The 22,001-nt window shown below is 75.2% G+C and carries 13 protein-coding genes; 12 read left to right on the top strand and 1 reads right to left on the bottom strand.

Going from position 1 to position 22,001, the window contains the following annotated elements; translation table 11 throughout:
- The first annotated feature begins 156 nt into the window (after nucleotides 1-156).
- The 5 genes from AC6JBM_RS18555 to AC6JBM_RS18535 are packed head-to-tail and all read left to right on the top strand — an operon-like array spanning nucleotide 157 to nucleotide 15,079.
- A complete protein-coding gene (locus AC6JBM_RS18555) occupies nucleotides 157-6,669 on the top strand; it encodes an amino acid adenylation domain-containing protein (protein ID WP_497984830.1) in 6,513 nt (2,170 codons plus the stop codon).
- A complete protein-coding gene (locus tag AC6JBM_RS18550) occupies nucleotides 6,666-12,122 on the top strand; it encodes a non-ribosomal peptide synthetase (protein WP_497984829.1) in 5,457 nt (1,818 codons plus the stop codon). Before AC6JBM_RS18555 ends, AC6JBM_RS18550 begins: the two co-directional genes overlap by 4 nt.
- The gene (locus AC6JBM_RS18545; protein WP_497984828.1) at nucleotides 12,115-13,233 is read left to right on the top strand and encodes a saccharopine dehydrogenase NADP-binding domain-containing protein; all 1,119 of its coding nucleotides are present in this window, start codon (nucleotides 12,115-12,117) and stop codon (nucleotides 13,231-13,233) included. Before AC6JBM_RS18550 ends, AC6JBM_RS18545 begins: the two co-directional genes overlap by 8 nt.
- Nucleotides 13,230-14,315, top strand: a complete 1,086-nt coding sequence (locus tag AC6JBM_RS18540; RefSeq protein ID WP_497984827.1) for a Gfo/Idh/MocA family oxidoreductase — start codon at nucleotides 13,230-13,232, stop codon at nucleotides 14,313-14,315. The genes AC6JBM_RS18545 and AC6JBM_RS18540 overlap by 4 nt, the downstream gene beginning before the upstream one ends.
- A complete protein-coding gene (locus AC6JBM_RS18535; protein ID WP_497984826.1) occupies nucleotides 14,312-15,079 on the top strand; it encodes a thioesterase II family protein in 768 nt (255 codons plus the stop codon). The genes AC6JBM_RS18540 and AC6JBM_RS18535 overlap by 4 nt, the downstream gene beginning before the upstream one ends.
- On the opposite strand, the gene AC6JBM_RS18530 is transcribed toward AC6JBM_RS18535, so the two are convergent.
- Entirely contained in the window at nucleotides 15,037-16,329 is a 1,293-nt protein-coding gene (locus AC6JBM_RS18530; RefSeq protein WP_497984825.1) for a condensation domain-containing protein, read from the bottom strand. The genes AC6JBM_RS18535 and AC6JBM_RS18530 overlap by 43 nt on opposite strands.
- A gap of 171 nt (nucleotides 16,330-16,500) precedes the next feature.
- Between AC6JBM_RS18530 and AC6JBM_RS18525 the strand changes: the two genes are divergently transcribed.
- The 7 genes from AC6JBM_RS18525 (at nucleotide 16,501) to AC6JBM_RS18495 (ending at nucleotide 22,000) form a co-directional block, all read left to right on the top strand.
- Nucleotides 16,501-17,508 (top strand): class I SAM-dependent methyltransferase, encoded by a 1,008-nt coding sequence (locus tag AC6JBM_RS18525; RefSeq protein ID WP_497984824.1) that lies wholly within the window; start codon nucleotides 16,501-16,503, stop codon nucleotides 17,506-17,508.
- Nucleotides 17,509-17,613: 105 nt separating this feature from the next.
- The gene (locus AC6JBM_RS18520) at nucleotides 17,614-18,750 is read left to right on the top strand and encodes a steroid 3-ketoacyl-CoA thiolase (RefSeq protein WP_497984823.1); all 1,137 of its coding nucleotides are present in this window, start codon (nucleotides 17,614-17,616) and stop codon (nucleotides 18,748-18,750) included.
- A 50-nt stretch (nucleotides 18,751-18,800) separates the two neighbouring features.
- Nucleotides 18,801-19,991: a CaiB/BaiF CoA transferase family protein gene (locus AC6JBM_RS18515; protein WP_497984822.1), complete on the top strand. Its 1,191-nt coding sequence runs from the start codon at nucleotides 18,801-18,803 to the stop codon at nucleotides 19,989-19,991.
- Nucleotides 19,992-20,081: 90 nt separating this feature from the next.
- On the top strand, nucleotides 20,082-20,822 hold the full coding sequence (fabG, locus tag AC6JBM_RS18510) for a 3-oxoacyl-[acyl-carrier-protein] reductase (RefSeq protein WP_497984821.1): 741 nt from the start codon (nucleotides 20,082-20,084) through the stop codon (nucleotides 20,820-20,822).
- Nucleotides 20,819-21,250: an ApeI family dehydratase gene (locus tag AC6JBM_RS18505; RefSeq protein WP_497984820.1), complete on the top strand. Its 432-nt coding sequence runs from the start codon at nucleotides 20,819-20,821 to the stop codon at nucleotides 21,248-21,250. Before fabG ends, AC6JBM_RS18505 begins: the two co-directional genes overlap by 4 nt.
- Nucleotides 21,234-21,698, top strand: coding sequence for a 3-hydroxyacyl-ACP dehydratase FabZ family protein (locus AC6JBM_RS18500; RefSeq protein ID WP_497984819.1), 465 nt, complete (start codon nucleotides 21,234-21,236; stop codon nucleotides 21,696-21,698). The genes AC6JBM_RS18505 and AC6JBM_RS18500 overlap by 17 nt, the downstream gene beginning before the upstream one ends.
- A gap of 50 nt (nucleotides 21,699-21,748) precedes the next feature.
- Entirely contained in the window at nucleotides 21,749-22,000 is a 252-nt protein-coding gene (locus tag AC6JBM_RS18495; RefSeq protein ID WP_350611531.1) for an acyl carrier protein, read from the top strand.
- Nucleotide 22,001 lies beyond the last annotated feature (1 nt).

Here is a 22,001-nt window from a genome sequence, read left to right as displayed (position 1 = left end):
CGGCAAGGCGAACCGGGACAACGGCATAAGCGGTACCGCATCCGGCCGGTATTCGCGCTGTGGAGCGCTTATGCCGAAGGCGACCGGCGCGTTGTGCCGGCCCGCCCGGATGTCTTCTCTTCGGGTGTGGGCAATTCACGGCGCGAAGGACGGTCGATGGAGACTGGTGGAATCCGAGCCGGCACACCCACCGGCGCACCGACGGGACAGTCATTGCGGCGTGCGGTCGCCGAGCTGCTGGACGAGCCGGCCGACGCCATCGATGCCGAGGACGACCTGATCAGGCTCGGCCTCGACTCGGTCCGCATGATGCGCCTCGCCGCCGTGCTGCGCCAGGCCGGTGCCGACGTCACGTTCGCCGACATGCTCGAGCGGCCGACGCTGGCGGCGTGGGCCGCGCTGCTCGGCACGGAGGCCGGGCCGCCGGAGCCCGCGGCCGGCGACGCCGCTGCCGAGAACGCCGCTGCCGACGACGACGCCGCGGGGGAGCCGTTCGAGCTGGCCCCGATGCAGCACGCCTACTGGGTCGGGCGCGCGGAGGGCCAGCCGCTCGGCGGCGTCGGCGCGCACTTCTACAACGAGTTCGACGGCCGCGGCCTGGACCCGGACCGGCTGGCGGCGGCCGGGCAGGCGCTGATGCGGCGGCACGCGATGCTGCGGGCCCGGTTCACCGACGACGGCCGGCAGGTGATCGACCCGGTCGGCGCGTGGCCCGGCCCGCGCGTGCACGACCTGCGCCACCGCCCGGCCGCGGAGGTCGAGCGGGAACTGCACGCCCGCCGTCAGGCGCTGTCGCACCGGCGGCTGGACGTCGACGCCGGCGAGGTGTTCGACATCCAGCTGACGCTGCTGCCGGGCGGCCGGTGCCGGACCCACGTCAACATCGAGATGCTCGTGGCGGACGCGTACAGCTTCCGGATCCTGCTGTCGGACCTCGCCGCGCTGTACCGCGACCCGGAGCCGGCGCTGGCCCCGATCGCGTACGACTTCCGCCGCTACGTCGCCGAGCGCGCCGGCTCCCGCGGTGCCGCCGCCGAGCGCGACCGGGACTGGTGGCGCGCGCGGCTGGACGACCTGCCCGGCCCCCCGGAGCTGCCCTTCGCCGTGGCGCCCGAGCGCATCGGCCGGCCGCGGGTGACGCGGCGCTACCACCGGCTCGAACCGGCGGAATGGGAGGCGCTCGCCGCCGGTGCCCGCGCGCACGGCACCACCCTCGCGATGGTGTTCGTCACCGCGTACGCGGAGGTGCTCGGCCGCTGGTCGGACCGGCCGCGCTTCCTGCTGAACCTGCCGCTGTACGACCGCGAACCGGTGCACCCGGACGTGGCCCACCTGGTCGGCGACTTCACCAACCTGGCGCTGCTCGCCGTCGACGTGGGCGACGAGCGGCCCTTCGCCGCACGGGTCAAGCAGATCCAGGGCGAGTTCGCCGCGTGTGCCTCGCACGCGGCCTGCTCCGGCGTCGACGTCCTGCGTGACCTCGCTCGGCGCCACCCCGACCGGCCCGCGTCCGCCCCGGTCGTCTTCACCAGCGCCCTGAGCCTCGGCGAGCTGTTCGACGCCGGTGTGCGCGACTGCTTCGGCGAACCGGTGTGGACGATCTCGCAGACCCCGCAGGTGTGGCTGGACCACCAGGTCACCGAGCGCGAGGGCGGCCTGTACGTCAACTGGGACGCCGTCGACGGGCTCTTCGCCCCGGACGTGCTCGACGACATGTTCGCCGCCTACCTGCGCCTGCTGGCCTGGCTCGGCGCGCCGGACGCGGACTGGAACCGGCCCGCACCGGACCTGCTGCCGCCCCGCCAGCGCACCGTTCGCGAGCGCGTCAACGACACCGCCGGCCCGCTCGCCGAGCGGGGCCTGCACGAGGGATTCTTCGCCGTCGCCGCCGATGATCCCGGCCGGACGGCACTGGCCTGGGGCGACGACCGGACCCTGACCTACGGCGAGCTGGCCGGCCAGGCGCTGCGCGTGGCGGGATGGCTCGCGGCCGGCGGCGTCCGTGTCGGCGAACCGGTCGCGGTGACGCTGCCGAAGGGGCCGCAGCAGGTGATCGCCGTCGTCGGGGTGCTCGCGGCCGGCGGCGTGTACGTGCCCGTCGGCGTGGAGCAACCGGAGGTACGCCGCGAACGCATCCACCGCGGGGCCGGCGTCCGGGTGGTGCTCGACGCCGCGCGGCTCGCCGAGGCGCTCGCGTCGCGCGGCCCGCTGCCGGTCCCGGTGTCCGTGTGGCCGGGCGCGCCCGCCTACATCATCTACACGTCCGGCTCGACGGGCGAGCCGAAGGGCGTCGTGGTGGCGCACCGCGCCGCCGTCAACACCATCGACGCGCTCAACGACCGCTTCGGCGTCGGGCCGCACGACCGGGTGCTCGCCGTCTCGGCGCTCGACTTCGACCTCTCGGTGTACGACATCTTCGGGCTGCTGTCGGCCGGAGGCGGCCTCGTCCTCGTCGACGAGGAGTCGCGCCGCGACGCGGCGGCGTGGTGCCGGCTCGTGCGCCGCCACGGCGTGACCCTGTGGCAGTCGGTGCCCGCGCTGCTGGACATGCTGCTGACGGCGGCCGGCGGCGACGAGCTCGGCGGCCTGCGGCTGGCGCTGCTCGGCGGGGACTGGGTCGGGCTGGACCTGCCCGCGCGCCTCGCCGGGGCCGCCCCGCACGCGCGGCTGGTGGCGCTCGGCGGGACCACGGAGACGGCGATCCACTCCACCGTGCAGGAGGTCGCCGAGGTCCCGCCGCACTGGACGTCCGTCCCCTACGGCGTGCCGCTGCGCAACCAGGTGTGCCGCGTGGTGGACGAGGCCGGCCGGGACCGCCCCGACCGGGTCGCCGGCGAGCTGTGGATCGGCGGCGAGTCGGTGGCCCAGGAGTACCGCGGCGACCAGGCCCGCACCGCCCGGCAGTTCGTCGTGCACGCGGGCCGCCGCTGGTACCGGACCGGTGATCTGGCCCGCTACCTGCCGGACGGCACCCTCGAGTTCCTCGGCCGCGCCGACCACCAGGTGAAGATCCGCGGGCACCGCATCGAGCTGGGCGAGGTCGAAGCGGCGTTCGCCGAGCACCCGCTGGTGCGCCACGCGGTGGTCGTGGCGGTGCGTGGAGCCCGGACGCGGCTCGCGGCGGCCGTCGACGCCGCACCCGGCGCGGCGCCGGCGGACCTCGTGGCGGACCTGACCGCCTTCGTCGCGGCGCGGGTGCCGGCGTTCATGGTGCCGGCACAGGTCACCCTCGTGGACTCGCTGCCGCTGTCCGGCAACGGGAAGATCGACCGGGCCGCGGTCGCCACCCTGCTCGCCGCGGAGCCCGGCGGCAACCCCGAGGGCGAGCGGGCGAACCCGCCGGAGCCACCGCGAGGACCGGTCGAGGCGACGGTCGCCGAGGCCTGGGCGGCGGTCCTGGACATGCCCGCGGTCGGCCGCGACGACAGCTTCTTCCAGCTCGGCGGCGACAGCCTGCTCGCCACCCGGATGATCGGGCGGCTGCGCGCGGCCGGCCTCGGCGCCCGGCTCGGCCACCTGTACTCGGCGCCGGTCCTGCGCGACTTCGCCGCCGGGCTGCGGCCGGCCGCGGCGCCTGCCGTCACCACCGGCATCACCGCCGACCCGGCCGGCCGGCACGACCCCTTCCCGGCCACCGAGACCCAGCTGGCGTACTGGCTGGGCCGCTCCGAGGAGCTCGGCGGCGCCGGCACCACCTGGTACCTCGAGTTCGACGCCGAGGATCTCGACCTGCCCCGGCTGGAGCGCGCATGGCGGGCGCTCGTCGACCGGCACGAGATGCTCCGCGTGGTGTTCGACGCCGACGGGCGCCAGCGGATCCTGGCGAAGGTCGACCCGTACACCATCGCCGTGGCCCGGCCGGCGCCCGCCGAAGCCCCCGGCGCCCTGGACCGCCTGCGCCTCGACCTCGCGCACGCCGTGCTCGACCCGGCGGCCTGGCCGCTGTTCGACATCCGGGCGGTGTGCCACGGCGGGAACCGCACCCGGCTCGGCGTCGCCCTCGACTACCTCGCGTTCGACGCCCTCAGCATCATGACGGTGTACCGCGAATGGGCCACGCTGTACCGCGATCCGGACGCCGTGCTGCCCGAGCCCGGCCTGTCGTTCCGCGACTACGTGCTCGGCGCGCATCCGGACCCGCAGCGCACGGCCATCGACCGGCAGTACTGGTCGCAGCGGATTCCGGACCTGCCGGCGGGCCCGCAGCTGCCGTTGCGGACCGATCCGGCGACGCTGCGCCGGCCGCGTTTCGCGCGCCGCGAGACGACGTTGACCCCGCAGCGCTGGCACACGATCGGCGAGCTGGCCCGGCGCTTCGACCTGACCGCGTCCACCGTGCTCGCGACCGCCTACGCCGAGGTGCTGGCCGCCTGGAGCGGGCAGTCGCGGTTCAGCCTCGTCTTCACCGTCTTCGACCGTGCCGACGTGCACCCGGACATCGGCGGGGTCGTCGGCGACTTCACCTCGCTGCTGCTCGTCGACTTCGACACGGCGGGCGGCGGCGGCTTCCTGGGCGCCGCCCGGCTCGCGCAGCGCCGCGTCTTCGACGCCATCGAGCACCGCGGCGTCTCGGCCCTGCCGGTGCTGCGCGAGATGGCCCGGCGATCCGGGGCCGGGCAGGTCGCGGTGCCGGTCGTGTTCACCAGCACGCTCGGTGTCGGCCCCGGCGCGGCCGCGCTCGAGCCGCCGTTCGACGCGCCGGTGGCCGGGCTGTCGCAGACCCCGCAGGTCTGGCTGGACCACCAGGTGACCCGGCGTGCGGACGGCGGGGTGACGCTGACCTGGGACGCGGTCGAGGAGCTGTTCCCGCCCGGCGTGCTGGACGACATGTTCGACGCGTACGGCCGGCTGCTCGACCGGCTCGCCGAACCGGGCGCGGACTGGTCCGCGCCGGTGCCCGCGCTGCTGCCGCCGGAGCAGGCGCGCGTGCGCGCCGCCGTGAACGCGACCGACGCCGCGCAGAGCGGCCGCCGCCTGCATGACGGCTTCTTCGCCCGGGCCGCCGAGGACCCCGGCCGGATCGCGCTGGCCTGGGGTGCCGATGACACGATGACCTACGGCGAGCTGTCCGACCGGGCGCTGCGCGTGGCGGGATGGCTCGCCGGCCGCGGCGTCGGCGGCGGCGAACCGGTCGCGGTGACGTTGCCGAAGGGCCCCGACCAGGTTGCCGGCGTGCTCGGCGTCCTGGCCGCCGGGGGTGCCTACGTGCCGGTGGGTGTCGACCAGCCGGTGCGACGCCGTGACCGGATCCGCGAGGCGAGCGCCGCCCGCCTGAGCCTGGACCAGGACACGATCGCCGCCGCGCTGCTCGCGGATCCGCTGCCCCGACCGGTGGACGGCCCCGACGACCGGCTCGCGTACGTCATCTTCACCTCGGGCTCGACGGGGGAGCCGAAGGGCGTGGAGCTGACCCACCGGGCCGCGATGAACACCGTCGAGGACGTCAACGAACGCTACGGCGTCGGACCGGACGACCGGGTCCTCGCCGTGTCCGCGCTCGACTTCGACCTGTCCGTCTACGACCTCTTCGGGCTGCTGTCGGCGGGGGGTACGGTGGTACTCCTCGGCGAGGACGGCCGCCGCGACCCGGACCAGTGGCTGGAGCTGATGGCCCGGCACCGGGTCACCGTGTGGAACAGCGTGCCGGCCCTGCTGGACATGTTGCTGCTCGCCGCCGGGGACCGCCGGGAGGGTGCGCTGCGGCTCGCCCTGGTGTCCGGCGACTGGGTCGGGCTCGACCTGCCGGAGCGGCTGGGCCGGCACAGCGGGGGCCGCTGCCGGCTGGTCGCGCTCGGCGGCGCCACCGAGACCGCGATCTGGTCCAACGCCTACGACGTGGGCGAAGTGCCGGCGCACTGGACGTCGATCCCGTACGGCTTGCCGCTGCGCAACCAGCGCTACCGGGTGGCCGACGACGAGGGCCGGGACTGCCCCGACTGGGTCGCCGGCGAGCTGTGGATCGGCGGAGCGGGCGTCGCGCTCGGCTACCGCGGCGACCCGGCACGCACCGCCGCCCGGTTCGTCGAGCACGGCGGGACGCGGTGGTACCGCACCGGAGACCTGGGCCGGTACTGGCCCGACGGCACGCTGGAGTTCCTCGGCCGCACCGACAACCAGGTGAAGATCGGCGGGCACCGGGTGGAACTGGGCGAGATCGAGGCGGCCCTGCGCGCGGACCCGGCCGTCGAGCACGCGGTCGCCGTGGCCGTCGGCGAGCGGGTCCGCCGTCTCGCCGCGGCGGTGGTGCCGGTCGGCGAGGCCCCGAGCGTGGCGATGCTCCGCGCCGGCCTCGCCACCCGCGTCCCGGCCTACATGGTGCCCGAGCACATCGTCGTCCTCGATGCCCTGCCGCTGAACCCGAACGGCAAGGTCGACCGGGCGGCGGTCGCCGCCCTCGCCGTACGACAGCCTGGACCGGCATCGTCGCCGCCGGACGGCCCCGTCGAACAGGCGGTCTCGGAACTGTGGCGTTCGCTGCTGGAGCTCGATCGCGTCGGCCGGGACCAGAACTTCTTCGTCCTCGGCGGGGACAGCCTGCTCGCCACCCGGCTCGTGCAGGCGTTGCGGGACCGGTTCGGGGTGGCGCTGTCGCTGCCGCAGTTGTTCGCCATGACGACCGTCGCCGACCAGGCGCGGCACATCACGCAGATGGAGGAGGGCGAGCTGTGAGCCCCACCGACCTCATCGCCGACCTGGAGCGCCTGGGTGTACGGCTGTGGGCCGAGGACGGCCGGCTGCGGTACCGCGCGCCGCAGGGCGTGCTGACCGAGGACCGCCGGGCGCTGCTGCGTGCGCACCGCTCCGAGCTGCTGCGCACACTGTCCACTGTGGATGGCGATGGTGCCGCGGCGGTCGAGCCGGCGCCCGAGTCGCGGCACGAGCCGTTCCCGCTCACCGACGTGCAGGCCGCGTACCTGCTCGGCCGGCGGGACACCTTCGACTACGGCGGCGTGGCCTGTCACGGCTACGGCGAGCTGGCCTACTCCGAGCTGGACCCCGACCGGCTCGCGGTGGCCTGGCGGCAGGTGATTCGCCGGCACGACATGCTGCGCGCGGTGGTCGACCGGGGCGGTTCCCAGCGGGTGCTGCCAAACGTGCCGGAGTACCGCATCGCCGTGCTCGACGTGCGGCAGGCCGAACCCGCGGCGGCCGAGGCCGCGGCCGCGGGCGTGCGCGCCGAGCTCGACCACAAGGTCTACGACCCGGGCCGCTGGCCGCTGTTCGAGCTGCGCGTGACCCGCATGCCCGGCCGCGACCTGCTGCACTTCTCCATCGACTTCCTCATCTGCGACTTCGTCAGCATCGAGATCCTGCTCGACGAGCTGCACCACTGGTACCACCGGCCGGACGACCCCCTGCCCGCCTTGGATGTCACGTTCCGCGACTACCTGGCCGCCGAACGCCGGCTGCGCTCCGGCCCCCGCTACGAGGCCGACCGCGACTACTGGTGGCGCCGCATCGACGAGCTGCCACCCGCCCCCGAGCTGCCGCTGGCACCGGGCCGCGGCCGGTCCGGTCCGGCCCGGTTCACCCGGTGGCAGGCCACGCTGCCGCCGCAGACGTGGGCGGCGCTGCGCCGGCAGGCGGCCGCGCACGGGGTGACGCCGTCGGGCGCCGTGCTCGCCGCGTACGCCGAGGTGGTCGGCGCCTGGAGCCGGCAGCCCCGGTTCACCCTGAACCTGACCCTGCTCAACCGCATGCCGCTGCACCCGCGCGTCGGCGCCCTGGTCGGGGACTTCACCTCGGTGGACCTGCTCGCCATCGACGCCACTGCCGCCACGGCCGCCACCGACGGCACCAGCGGTGCCGGGTTCGCCGCCCGCGCCGCGGCCGTGCAGGCGCAGCTCTTCGCGGACCTCGAGCACCGGCTGTGCTCCGGTGTCGAGGTGATCCGCGAGATCGCGCGGCGCGGCGGGGCCGAGGCCGCGCTCATGCCGGTCGTGTTCACCAGCGCGATCGGCCTCTCCGGCGAGCGGGACGGTGAGCCTCGCGGGGAGCTGCTCCACGGCAGCAGCCAGACGCCGCAGGTGTGGATCGACTGCCAGAACATCGAGCGCGACGGCGGCCTCGCGACCAGCTGGGACGTGCGGGACGGGGTGCTGCGCGACGGCGTGGCCGCGGACATGTTCGACGCCTACGCGACACTGCTGCACCGCCTCGCCGACGATCCGCGGGCGTGGGACGAGCCCGCGCCGGTGCCGCTGCCGGCCGCCCAGCGCACCCGCCGCGAGGCGTACCTGGACTCCGCCGGGCCGCTGCCCGACCGGCTGCTGCACGAGGACGTCTTCGCCCAGGCCGCCCGGGCACCGCACCGGCCCGCGCTCGTCGCCGGTGGGACCACGCTGACCTACGGCGAGCTGGCCGGGCGGGCCGCCGCCGTCGCGGCCCGGTTGCGCGCCGACGGTACCGAGCCCGGCGACATCGTCGCGATCGTCATGGACAAGGGCGTCGAACAGGTGGCCGGCGTGCTCGGCACGCTGCTGGCCGGCGCCGTGTACCTGCCGATCGACACCGGCCAGCCGCCGGCCCGCCGTGACCTGCTGCTGGCCGACGCGGGCGTGCGCCGCGTCCTGGGCCAGTCGTGGGTGCTGGAGTCGGCCGCGCCGTTGCCGGCCGGCGTGGCCGCGGTCGCCGTGGACGGCCTGGCCGCGACCGCCGTGGGCGAGCCGCCCGCCACCGGTGTCCGGCCCGACGATCCCGCGTACGTCATCTACACCTCCGGCTCGACCGGGGTACCGAAGGGCGTGGTGATCAGCCACCGCGGCGCGCTGAACACCATCGCCGACGTCACCGCCCGGTTCGCCGTCGGCGCGGACGACCGCGTCCTCGGACTGGCCGGACTCGGGTTCGACCTGTCCGTGTACGACGTGTTCGGCACGCTGGCCGCGGGAGGCGTGCTGGTGCTGCCCGACGCCGACCGCCGCGGCGACCCGTCGCACTGGGCCGACCTGCTGGCCCGGCACGGCGTCACCGTGTGGAACTCGGTGCCGGCGCAGCTGCAGATGCTCCACGACTACCTGGCCGCGGTTCCCGGCGTCGGCGCCGGGCCGCTGCGGCTGGCGCTGCTGTCCGGTGACTGGATCCCGGTGCCGCTGCCCGACCGTATCCGCGCCCGGGTGCCCGGGCTGCGCGTGGTGAGCCTCGGCGGTGCGACCGAGGCGTCGATCTGGTCCATCTACCACCCGGTCGAGCGGGTCGACCCCGGCTGGGCCAGCATCCCGTACGGCCGCCCGCTCACCAACCAGACCGTGCACGTGCTCGACCACCGGCTGCGGGAGCGGCCCGAGTGGGTGCCGGGCGAGCTGTACATCGGGGGTGCCGGCGTGGCGCTGGGCTACCTGGGCGACGAGACGCTGACCGCCGCCCGGTTCATCACCCACCCGGCGACCGGCGAGCGGCTCTACCGCACCGGCGACCTCGGCCGCCAGCTGCCCGGCGGCGACATCGAGTTCCTCGGCCGCGAGGACACGCAGGTGAAGGTGCGCGGCCACCGCATCGAGCTGGCCGAGGTTGAGAGTGCCCTGCTGGCGCATCCCGCGGTCGGCAATGCCGCGGCGCTGGTCGACGGCGCGGAGCCGATGCAACGCCGGCTCGCCGCCGCGGTCGAGGCGGCACCCCGCGACGGCGCGGCCGGCCGCGACCGGGCGCTCGCCGAGCGCCTGCACGCGGATGCGGCGGCGGCCGCCGGCGAGGTGTGCGCCGGCGTCGACACCGCGCGGCTGGCCGCCTTCGCGCGGCAGCTGGACGAGACCGCGATGCGGGCCATGCTCTGCACGCTGCGGGAGCAGGGCCTGTTCGCCACCGACGGACGCGCGCCCAGCGGCGAGTGCGCGCACACCGCCGACGAGATCATGGCCCGCGCGCGCGTCGCCGGCAAGCATCACCGCCTCATCCGGCGCTGGCTGCGCGGACTCACCGAGCACGGCTTCCTCGCCCGGGACGACGACGGCCGGTACCGGCCGCTGCGGACGGTCACCGCCGAGGACGTCGCCGAGGCGTGGCGGGGCACCGAGCGGATGCAGCGCGAGGTGCGCCACGGCGCGGAGCTCATCCGGTACTTCCGGGTCGCCACCGAGCACCTCCCGGAGCTGATGCGCGGCGAACTGGACCCGGTCCGGCTGCTGTTCCCCGAGGGCCGCCTGGACATCCACGAGTCCGCGTACAACGACAACACGCTCAGCCGCTACCTCAACCAGGTCGTGGTCGCCGCCTGCCGCGGCATCGCCCGGCACGCGCACCCCGAGGGGCGCCCCCTGCGGCTGCTGGAGGTCGGCGCCGGCGTCGGCGGCACCAGCATCGACCTGATCCCGGCGCTGGCCGGGCTCGACGTCGACTACCTGTTCACCGACGTGTCGCAGTTCTTCCTCAACAAGGCCGCCGAGCGCTTCGCCGAGTTCCCCTGGGTGCGGTACGGCCTGTTCGACCTCAATGCCGACCCGCGCGCGCAGCAGCACCAGCCCAACTCGTTCGACGTCATCGTCTGCGCCAACGTCATGCACTACGCCCGGCACGCCGGCCACGCCCTGGCACGCCTGCGCGAGCTGCTGACGGCGGGCGGATCGCTGGTCTTCATCGAGACGACGAAGGACAACTACCAGATCCTCACGTCGATGGAGTTCCTGTTCGACGCGACGAACAACGACTTCGACGACGTGCGCCGCGGCCGCGACGACACGTTCATCGCCCGGTCGGACTGGCTGGACCTGATCGCCGAGGCCGGCGGGAGCACGGCGTTGTGCCTGCCGGAGGTGGACGATCCGCTGGCCGAGGTGGGCATGTTCGCCTTCGTCGCCCGGTTCAAGAGCGACCGGCAGCCGCTCGACGCCGCCGAGCTCACGGGCCACCTGCGCGCCCGGCTGCCGGAGCACATGGTGCCCGGCCGGCTCGAGGTCCTCGACGCGCTGCCGCTGACCGCCAACGGCAAGGTCGACCGGCGGGCCCTCGCCGGCCTGCTGGGACGGCCCGACGCGGGCGCGGCGGTGACCAACACGGCGGGCGCCCAGCCGCTGGACGACCTCGAGCGGCGGCTCGCCCAGGTGTGGGCCGAGGTGCTGGCCGTCGCCGAGGTCGGCCGGGACCAGGACTTCTTCTCCCTCGGCGGCGACAGCCTGCTGGCCGCGCAGCTCGTCACGCGGCTGATCGAGCAGGTGCCGGAGGCGGCCGACGCGTTCTTCGACAGCCTGCTGCGGGTGGTGCTGGAGGCCGCCAGCGTCGGCTCGCTCGCCGACCACCTGCGCAAGCCCCAGGACGGCCCCGCGGCTGCGGACTCCGCCGGGTCGCCCGTGGTGGAGCTGCGCTCGCCGCCCGCGGATCGGCCGGTCGTGCTCGTCCACGGCCCGCAGGGGACGCTCGAGGGCTACGGCGAGGCCGCCGGGGCCGGGGACCTCGGCGTGGTGCTGTCCGACCCGCACTCCTACGTTGCCGCCGCGCCGGACCGGCTGATCGAGCGCGTCGCCGGGGCGTACGCGCACCGGCTGCGGGCCGAAGGCCACGACGCGGTGCACCTCGTCGGCTGCCGGCTCGGCGCGGTCCTCGCCGTCGAGATGGCCCGGCAGCTGGCCGAGGCCGGCGGGGCGGTGACCGGCGTGACCGTCATCGCCGGCTACCCGCCGCCGTACGTCGTGGAGGACGAGCTGCTCACCGAGTACCTCTACGCACTCGAGCTGGGCGTCGATCCGGCCGAGCTCGGCTACCCGTCGGCCGGCGAGGTGGCCGCGCAGATCGCCGCCGCCCGCGGCCGGAACCCGGTGCTGGTCCCGGACGGGTCGCTGGCCCGGGGCGAGCTCGGCGAGGTCACCCAGGCCGACCGGCTCGGCGCGCTGGCCGAGGCCGTGGCCGCGCTCGGTACCGCCAACCCCGGCGAGGCCGCCGAACGGTTCCCGGTGTTCCGGCAGACGGTGCGAGCGACGGGCCGGCACGAGGTGATGCCCTACTTCGGCGACATCACCCTGCTGCGGCCGGCCGGCGAGGAACCGGCGGCCCTGGCGGACATGACCGCCTTCTGGCAGGAGGTGTGCCTCGGCGAACTCCGGGTCGTCGACGTCCCCGGCACCGCGGCGGACTGCCTCGCCGGGCCGCGGGCCGCGGCCGTGGCCGAGCTGATCGGGGACGGCCGTGGCTGAGCCGCTGGTCGGTGTCGTCGGCGGTTACGGCGCGGTCGGCGCGGCGCTCGCCCGGCAGCTGCACGACCGGGGCGGGGCACGGCTGCGGATCGGCGGCCGCGACCCGCACGCGGCGGCGGCGCTCGTCGACAAGCAGCTCGAGGGACGCGGCGAGGCGGCGGCGGTCGACGTCTACGACCCGGGCAGCCTCGCCGCGTTCTGCGCCGGATGCGCCGTTGTCGTCAACTGCGCCGGTCCCTCGTACCGGGTGCTGGACCGCGTCGCGGTGGCCGCCCTGGCCGCCGGTGCCCACTACGTCGATCCCGGGGGCGACCTGCCCGTACGGGACCTGCTCACCGCGGCCGGCACCGGCGACCGGGCCGCCGTCCTCAACGCGGGCCTCATGCCCGGCCTGACCGCGCTGCTGCCGCTCGGGCTGGCCCGCGCCGGGTCCGGCCGCGTCGCGCGGCTCACCGCGTACGCCGGGCTGGTGGACCGGATGACCCCGGCCGGCGCCGCGGAGTACCTGCTGAGCCTGGGCGGCGGGCACGGCGAGCCGCTGGCCGCGTGGCGCGGTGGCCGCCGGGTCTCGCGGGCGCTGGAACCGCTGACCGGCGTCGAGGTGCCGTTCTACCCCGGCCGGGTGGCCGTGCATCCCTTCCTCAGCGGCGAGACCGAGTGGCTCGCCGCCACGCTCGGTGCGGACGAGGTCGACTGGTACAACGTGTTCGACGGCGGCGGCAACGTGGTGGCGGCGCTGAGCCGCCTGCGTCCGGCCATGCTCGGCGCCGGCGACCTCGAGTCGGCGGCCCGGGAGCTGGCCGAGGCCGCCGCGCTGGATCTCTTCGGCCGCGACCCGTACCAGCTGTTCGTGTTCGAGATCGCCGACGCCGCGGGCCGCCGGGTCCTGGTGCTGCGGACCGAGGACACCTACGAGGCCACCGCGCTGCTCGCGGCGCAGGCCACCGCCGACGCGCTCGCGGGGCGGCTCCCGGCGGGCGTCCACCTCGCCGCGGAGGTCGTTGCCTACCCGCCGGTCGCCGACGCGCTGCGGGCACATCCGACGGTTCGCGTGTTCGAGGTCATCGACGGGGGCCTGGACGGCGCCGCCGCGGACGAGGGGGAGCTGTGAGCCGGCCGCGCGTGCTCGTCTGCGGCACCGACTTCGGCCGCATCTACCTCGCCGCGCTGGCCGCGCCCGACGCGGGCTTCGAGCTCGCCGGCATCCTCGCCCGCGGCGGGGCCCGCTCGGTGGCGTGCGCCGCGCACTACGGCGTGCCGCTCTACACCACCGTGGCGCAGGTGCCGTCCGACGTCGAGATCGCCTGCGTCGTCGTCGGCGGCGCGGTCACCGGCGGCCCCGGCGCCGAGCTCGCCTCGGCGCTGCTGGCACGGGGCATCCACGTGCTGCAGGAGCACCCGCTGCACCACGACGAGCTGGCCGGGTGCCTGCGCACGGCGCACCGGCACGGCGTCGTCCACCATCTCAACACGCACTACGTCCACGTCGCGCCGGTGCGCCGGTTCGTCGCCGCGGCCCGGGCCCTGCTCGCCCGCCAGCGGCCGCTCTTCGTGGACGCGATGGTGGCGGTGCAGGTGACGTACACCCTGTGGGACATCCTCGGCCGAGCGCTGGGCTCCGTGCGGCCCTGGTCGTTCGCCGGCCCGCAGCCGGCCGGGCCCGAGGCCGCCTTCCGCAGCCTGGACGGCACCCTCGCCGGCGTGCCGCTGACGCTGCGGGTGCAGCAGGAGATGGACCCGTCGCAGCCGGACAACTTCGCGCACCTGTTCCACCGGATCACCATCGGCACCGAGGGCGGCCACCTCACGCTCGTCAACACCCACGGCCCGGTGCTGTGGTCACCGCGCCCGCACATGCCCGCCGACGCCGCCTCCGTCGTCGCGTTCGAGGACTCCGCCGCGGGCCATCTCGACTTCGCCAGCACCGCACCACTCGGGCCGGCCGAGGCCCCCAGCTACCGCGAGGTACTGGCCCGGCTCTGGCCCGACGCGGTGCGTCACGCGCTGCGGGAGCTGGCCGCGGACCTGCCCGACCCGGCGGCCGCCCGGCGGCGCGGCCAGTACCATCTGGCGCTGTGCCGGCTCACCGCCGACGTGAACGCCCGCCTCGGCCCGCCCGCGATGCGCCGCCATCCCGCCTCGCCGCAGGTGCTGCCGGCGGCCGCGCTGGCCGTCGCCGAGGACACGGCATGAGCGGCGAATGGGATCTGTGGTTGCGGGCGTTCCGGCCCCGTCCGCACGCCGCGATGCGCCTGGTGTGCCTGCCGCATGCCGGCGGCGCCGCGAGTTTCTACCGTCCCTGGCAGGCCGACCTGCCGCCGGAGATCGAGCTGCTGGGGGTGCAGTACCCGGGCCGCGGTGACCGGTTCGGCGAGCCGCACGCCGAGGCGCTCACGGCCATGGCGGCCAGGATCGCCGGCGCGCTGACGGAGCGCCTGGACCGCCCGTTCGCGCTCTTCGGGCACAGCCTGGGCGCCGCGGTGGCGTTCGAGGTGGCCCGTCAGGTGCAGGACCGGGCCGGCGGTCTGCTGCTCGCCCTGTTCGTCTCCGGCCGGGCGGCACCGGCCGATCCGGGCCTGCGCCACCGCGAGCCGGACGAGGTGCTCTGGGGCGAGCTGGCCCGCCTGGGCGGCACGAGCCCCGAGCTCGTGCACTGCGACGAGCTCAGGGGTCTGGTGCTGCCGACCCTGCGGGCCGACTACCGGCTGAGCGAGACGTACGGCCCCGCGCCGCGCCCGGCGGTGCGCTGTCCCGTGGTGCTCTGCGTCGGCGAGGCCGACCCGGAGGCGCCGGTCGCGGCGGTGCGGGACGGCTGGCGCGACGGCATCCGCGGCGAGCCGACGCTGCGGGTGTACCCCGGTGACCACTTCTACCTGGTGCCGCACCGGGCGCGGGTGGCCGCCGACGTCTGCCGTCAGCTCGGCCTGGCCGCCGTCGGCTGGCCCTCGACGCCGTAACCGGGGCCGCCCACGCGGGCGGCCACCTCGGCCGCGATGTCGGCATAGCCGGTGGTCAGGGCGGCGGCGACGTCGGGGGCGAGGCCGGCGTGGAACAGCAGCACCTGGATGCCCTGCTGGCGCGGCACCAGGGCGAACTCGGCCCGGAACCGGGTGGCGACGCCGTCCGGGACGTACGCCTCGACCCAGGCCCCGGGAACCCGCCGCCGCTCGGCCGGCTCGGCGAGCATCTGGAACACCAGGTCGTCCGGCCGGCCGGCGCCGCGCTGCGGGTCCAGCGGCAGCAGGTGGTACGGCAGCTCCTGGTGGATGAACGCGTCGCGCACCGTGCCGTGGGTCCGGCGCAGCAACTCGGCGAAGTCCTCGCCGGGCACGGTCGTGCGCAGCAGCACCAGGTTCGCCAGGAAGCCGACCACCTGCCCGTGCTCGGGCCGCACCCGGTTCGCGAACACGGAGGACACCGTCAGGTCGGCCTGGCCGGTGATCCGGTACAGCGTCGCGTAGAACAGCGCCAGCATCACCGTGAACAGGGTGGTGCGCTCCTGCCGGCCGACCGCCCGCAGCCGCCGCACGACGTCCTCCGGGATGTCGGCGGCGATGGTGGCGCTGCCGCCGGCCGGCGGGCCGTCCCCGTCCGCGGCGGCGGGCAGGACGGGTGGGCGGGCGCCGGCGAGCTTCGCCCGCCAGTACGCGGCGTGCCGCGTCATCCCGCCGCCCTCGCGTCCGCGCTGCCAGTCCGCGAAGTCGCGGTACTGGCAGGCGACCGGCTCCGGCGTTCCCCCCTCGTACAGCTGCCAGAGCTCGCGGAAGAGCACCGCACACGACCACGCGTCGGTGACGAGGTGGTGGGCGTTGATACAGATCAGCCAGGCCTCGTCGCCGGTGCGCCACACCGTCACCCGCACCGGCCAGCGGGTCGGGTCGATCCGGGTGGCCAGTTCGCCGGCGAGCGCCCGGCGCAGCGCGGCGGCCGGGTCGGCCGTCGCGCGGAGGTCGACGACCACGGGCTCGACCGGCCGCGGCGGATTGATCAGCTGGGTCAGGAGCGGCCCGCGGCCGGTGAACGTCGTGCGCAGGCTCTCGTGCCGGGCGGTCAGCGCGGTGAGCGCCGAGCCCAGCGCGGCGACGTCGAGCTCGCCGGTGACACGGCACAGGGTCGGGCAGTTGAGCGCGCCGTCGGCCCCCCGGTTCCGGTCGAGTATCCACAGTAGACGCTGGCCGGTCGAGGCCCGGCTCGTGGAGGGCTCCATGCCTCGCAATCTAGTTGCGTCGATGCCTGTCGGGTACTGCGATTGTCGGCTATCGTCGGGTCCCTTCGGGTATAGGGGGCAGTTATGACGTTCGCGCCGGCGGGTCATGCGCATACGGCCGCAGCGCTTGCCACCCGGTTGTTTCTGGCCGGCCTGGCGACCGCGGAGCTGATGACCGTCTATCTCGGGCTGCGGCTCGGGCTGTACGAGGCCATGGCGGACGGGCCGCTGACGGCGGCGGGTCTCGCGGCCCGCGCCGGCGTCGACGGGCGCTACGCGCTGGAGTGGCTGGAGCAGCAGGCGGCGGCCGGGCTCATCGAGGTCGACGACGCCGGGCGGGCCGCCGCCGAGCGGGAGTACACCCTGCCACCCGGCCACACCGAGGCGCTGATCCGCTCCGGCGGCCCGAACTCGGTCGCCCCGATGGTCCTGCTGCCGGTGGGTGGCGTCGCCGGTGTCCTGCCACGGCTGCTGGACGCCTACCGCACCGGCGGCGGAGTGCCGTACGCGGCGTACGGCGACGACCTGCGCGGCGGCGACGGCGGGCTCAACCAGGCGGTGTTCCTGCGCCAGCTGCCCGGGTGGATCCGCCGGGCGCTGCCCGACGTGCACAGCCGGTTGGGCGCCGGTGCCGCCATCGCCGATGTCGCGTGCGGCAGCGGCTGGTCCAGCATCGCGCTGGCCCGCGCCTATCCGGCCGCCACCGTGCACGGCTTCGACCTCGACCCGGCCTCGGTGGCCGACGCGCGGGCCAACGCCGCGCAGGCGGGCGTCGCCGACCGGGTCAGCTTCGCGGTGCGCGACGCCGCCGATCCGCAGCTTGCCGGCCGCTACCAGCTGGTATGCCTGCTGGATGCGCTGCACGACATGGCCCGGCCGGTGCCCGTGCTGCGGGCGCTGCGGTCGCTGCGCGCCGAGCGCGACGGCTGCGTCCTGCTGATGGAGCCGCGGGCCGCCGAGCAGCCGGTCGCCCCGGCGGACGAGACCGAGCGCTTCCTCTACGCCGTCAGCGTCCTGCACTGCCTGCCGGTCGGACGCTTCGAGCAGCCGTCCGCGGCGACCGGTACGGTGCTGCGCCCGGCGGCGGTGGACGCGCTGGCCCGCGAGGCCGGCTTCGAGCGCGCCCACCCGTTGCCGGTCGAGCATCGGTTCCACCGGCTCTACCGGCTGACCGGCTGACCCGGCTGACCGGCTGACCCGCTCGCGCGCTATGCACAGTTGCGGGCCGGCCGGCCCGACAGTGGCATTGTCGGCGTCGCGGTGTCGCGTGCCACGCTGGCCCGCATGGCAGTACCGGTGATCGTCGAGGCGGTGCGTACCCCGATCGGCAGGCGCGACGGCTGGCTGTCCGGGCTGAGCGCCGTGCAGCTGCTCCGGCACGCGCAGCAGGAGGTGCTGCGCCGATGCGGGCTTCCGCCGAGCCACGTCGAGCAGATCATCGGCGGCTGCGTGACACAGATCGGTGAGCAGAGCCTGAACGTGACCCGCAACGCCTGGCTCGACGCCGGTGGCGATCCCGCCGTCGGATGCTCCACTGTGGACACCTCGTGCGGGTCGGGTCAGCAGGCCAACCACCTCGTGGCCGCGCTCATCGCGGCCGGTGTGATCGAGGTCGGCATCGCCTGCGGCGTCGAGTCGATGAGCCGCGTGCCGATCGGGGCGAACATCGTCAACGGGCCGGGCCACTACCTGACCGAGGACTACCCGTTCGACGATCCGCCGCGGATGCAGTTCGGCGGCGCCGAGCGGATCGCCCGGCGGGAGCACTTCACCCGCGCGCAGCTCGACGCGTTCGGGGTCCGGTCGCAGGTGCTCGCCGCGCGGGCCTGGGCCGGGGGCCGCTACGACCGGGAGGTGGCGCCGGTCGGCGCCGAGGGCCGGCTGGTGGCGCGGGACGAGGGACTGCGGGAGACCACGGCGGAGGTGCTGGCCGGGCTGCGCCCGAACATGCGCGACGGGCTGCACACCGCCGCGACGTCGTCACAGGTCTCCGACGGCGCGGCCGCCGTGCTGTGGGTGGCCGAGCACCGGGCCCGGGAGCTCGGGCTGCGGGCGCGGGCGCGGCTGGCGCACCAGGTCGTCACCGGGGCCGATCCCTACTACCTGCTGGATGGGCCCGTCGCGGCGACCGCGAAGGTACTCGCGCGGGCCGGCATGAAGCTGGACGACATCGACCGGTACGAGGTGAACGAGGCGTTCGCGGCGGTGGTGCTCTCGTGGGCCCGTCACCACGACGCCGACCCCGACCGGATCAACGTCAACGGCGGCGCGATCGCGCTCGGGCACCCGCTCGGCGCGACCGGGACCCGCCTGTTCGTGTCGGCGCTGCACGAGCTCGAACGCTCCGGCACCGAACACGCGCTGGTGACGATGTGCTGCGGCGGCTCGCTCGGCACCGCCAGTGTGCTGCGGCGCGTGTAGGTCGCGTCCCGTTGATCAGCGCGGCGTAGCGCGCTCGGCCGAGGAGGATCATGGACCGCGAGGAGTTCTACCGGGAGGCGCGCACCGACCTGACCGGGCCGCTGGCCGGCGTGCGCGTGCTCGACGTGACCAAGGTGTGGTCCGGCCCGATGGCCACCTGTGTGCTGGCCGACCTCGGCGCGGACGTGATCCGGGTCGAGATGCCGGGCAACCGGGACGGCCAGGTGCCGCCGCGGATTCCCGACACCGGGCTGTCGTGGTTCCGCGAAACGGTACAGCGCAACAAGCGCAGCGTCGCCCTCGACCTGCGGCGGGAGGCGGACCGGGAGACGCTCCTGCGCCTGGTCCCGACCGTCGACGTGCTCGTCGAGAACTACAAGCCGGGCACCATGGACGGATGGGGCCTGGGCTACCGCGAGTGCCGCGCGGTCCGCCCGGATCTGGTCTACGTCTCCATCTCGGGCTTCGGGCAGTACGGCCCGGACGCGCACCGCCCCGGCTACGACCCGGTCGTGCAGGCGACCTCCGGCTGGATGTCGCTCAACGGCGAGCCGGACGGCCGCCCGGTCAGAGCGCCGACGTTCCTGGCCGACGACGTGGCCGGGCTGCACGGCGCGATCGGCGCGCTGGCCGCGCTGCGCCACCGCGACCGCACCGGCGAAGGCCAGCACGTGGACGTGGCCATGCTCGACACCATGCTGTTCCAGAGCGCCGGATTTCTCACCCTCGGCGCGACCGGGGTGCCGATGCGACGGTGGGGCGACGAGGCCGAGTCCGTCGCGCCCGCCAACGGCTACGACTGCGCCGACGGCCGCATCTACCTCGCCGTCGCCCTCAACAAGCACTGGCGCGTGCTGGCGGAGCTGATCGGCCGGCCGGATCTGGCCCGGGCGCCCGGATTCGCCACCAACGACGAGCGGCTCGCCAACCGGGCGGCCGTCAACGCCGTGGTGGCGCGATGGTGCCGCGAGCGGACCGCGGCGGACGCCGTCGCCCGGCTCTGCGCGGCCGGGCTGACCGCGACCCCGGTGCGGACGTTCGCCGACGCCGCCGAGGACCCCCACGTCCTCGAGCGCGAGATGCTCGCGCCGACCCGGCTGCACAACGGCAGCACCGCCCCCCTGACCGGCACCGCGGTGAAGTTCTCGCGGACGCCCACCCGGGTGCGGCACGGCGCTCCGGCGCCGGGTGCGGACACCGAGGAGATCCTCGGCGATATGCGGCTTGACGGTCACGTATGACATCGCCCGCCGCCTTCTGTCCGAGGCGCTCAAGACCTTATTACGTTGAGATATCTCGACACCGGCAGCGGCGGAACAAGAGGGAGAGCGATGTCCGAGCGACCCTGCGTCCTGATCAGCGGAGCCTCCAGGGGCATCGGCCGCGCGATCGCGCTGCGCCTGGCGGCTGACGGGTACGCCGTGGCCGGCTGCTACGCGAGCCCGGGGGAGCAGGCCGACAAGACCAGGGCGGAGGTGGCGGCGCTCGACGTGCCGACGCACTTCGCGCCGTGCGATGTGGCCGACGCGGCCGCCGTGGAGGCCTTCATCCGCGACGCGCAGGGGCGACTCGGACCGCTGACCGCGGTGGTGAACAACGCCGGGATCAACCGGGACGCGCCGCTGGTGCTGATGCCGCCCGCCGACTGGGCCGATGTCGTGTCCACGAACCTCACCGGCACCTGGAACGTCTGCCGCGCCGCGGTCTTCGGATTCCTGAAGCGGGGCGGCGGCGCGGTCGTCAACATGTCGTCCGTCGCCGGCATCCACGGCAACGCCGGCCAGACCAACTACGCCGCCACGAAGGCCGGCATCATCGGCCTGACCAAGTCGCTGGCCAAGGAGGTCGCTTCCCGCGGCATCCGGGTCAACGCCGTCGCGCCCGGCTTCATCGAGACGGACATGACGACAGCGCTGCCCGAGCGCACCCGGAACAAGGCGCTGGAGCGGATCCCCATGCGCCGCTACGGGACGCCCGACGAGGTCGCCGCCCTGGTCGCGTTCCTGGTCTCGGCGCAGGCGTCATACGTCACCGGTCAGGTCTTCTCCGTCGACGGCGGGATCACACTGTGACGGCGGCGAGCGCCGCGCCCCTGCGGGCCGCGGACCGGATCGACGTCATCGCCGGTGACCTGCGCCGCGACGACGTGCTCACCGTGCGCGCCGCGAAGCTGGTGGACCCGAGCGACCCGTACCTTCCCGGGCACTTCCCGGGCCTGACGCTGTTCCCCGGCGTGTTTCTCCTGGAAACGCTGCGGCAGACGGTCGTGGGCGTGCTCGGCGAGGACCGCGGTGCGCTGCCGGAGCTCATCCGGCTGCGGTCGCTGCGCTGTCTGGCGCCACTGCGCGCCGGCGAGTGGTTCACGCTGACCTGCACGCTCACCCGCCACGACGACGGGCACCGGGCCGACGGCCGGTTCGAGCGCGGTGACGGGGTTCGGGCGGCGACGGTGCGCGCCGACTACGGCTATCCCGGGGGCGGCCGTGCTGACCCACGCTGAACTGCGGGCCCTGCTGCCGCAACGCTGGCCGATGCTCCTGCTCGACCGGGTCGACGAGCTCGAGCCCGGGGTGCGGATCACCGCGGTGAAGGCGGTCACCGGCGCGGAGCCCTGCTACCAGGACCTGCCCGACGGCCTTGACGCCGGCCGGTACGCCTACCCGTTCCCGCTCGTGCTCGAGTCCTTCGGGCAGGCCTGCGCGGTGCTGTGGCGTGCCTCCACTGTGGACGACCCCGGCGGCGTGCTCATGTTCGCCGCGGCGCGCGACTGCGTGCCGCGGGCCACCGTCAACCCCGGTGACGTCCTGCGCCACGAGGCCCGGCTGGAGCACGTGGTGCCCGGCACCGCCTTCGCCTGCGGCAGCACCTGGGTCGGCGACCGGGAGGTGGCCACGTTCGGCTCCCTGGTGGCGGTGACCCGCCCGGCCGGGCAGATCGAGCCGCGTTGAGCACGTCGACGAGCCGCCGAGAAGACACCGAACCGAGGAGAGGAAGACAGATGAGCACGACGAGTCGTTTCGAGGAACTGCGTGAGATCGTCGCCGAGGTGCTCGAGGTGGAGCCCGAGGAGGTCACCGACGCCGGCGACTTCGCCGACGACTACGAGGCCGACTCGATCCGGGCCATCGAGATCCTGGCCCGGATCGAGAAGCTGTACAAGGTGGAGATCCCGCAGTCGGAGCTGCCGGAGATGCGCAACCTCAAGGCCACCTACGAGGTGGTCGCGCGGTACGCCGGCTGGCAGGACTGAG

The sequence above is a fragment of the Dactylosporangium thailandense genome (assembly GCF_059739745.1).
The sequence above is the reverse complement of the archived record's forward strand: the minus strand, read 5'-3'. Positions and strand labels throughout refer to the sequence as shown.

Bases quoted from the DNA above. Each gene is read 5' to 3' on its own strand.
- fabG (WP_497984821.1), top strand. From the start codon at position 20,082: ATGTCCGAGCGACCCTGCGTCCTGATCAGCGGAGCCTCCAGGGGCATC.
- AC6JBM_RS18515 (WP_497984822.1), top strand. From the start codon at position 18,801: ATGGACCGCGAGGAGTTCTACCGGGAGGCGCGCACCGACCTGACCGGG.
- AC6JBM_RS18535 (WP_497984826.1), top strand. From the start codon at position 14,312: ATGAGCGGCGAATGGGATCTGTGGTTGCGGGCGTTCCGGCCCCGTCCG.
- AC6JBM_RS18520 (WP_497984823.1), top strand. From the start codon at position 17,614: ATGGCAGTACCGGTGATCGTCGAGGCGGTGCGTACCCCGATCGGCAGG.
- AC6JBM_RS18525 (WP_497984824.1), top strand. From the start codon at position 16,501: ATGACCGTCTATCTCGGGCTGCGGCTCGGGCTGTACGAGGCCATGGCG.
- AC6JBM_RS18530 (WP_497984825.1), bottom strand. From the start codon at position 16,329: ATGGAGCCCTCCACGAGCCGGGCCTCGACCGGCCAGCGTCTACTGTGG.
- AC6JBM_RS18555 (WP_497984830.1), top strand. From the start codon at position 157: ATGGAGACTGGTGGAATCCGAGCCGGCACACCCACCGGCGCACCGACG.
- AC6JBM_RS18495 (WP_350611531.1), top strand. From the start codon at position 21,749: ATGAGCACGACGAGTCGTTTCGAGGAACTGCGTGAGATCGTCGCCGAG.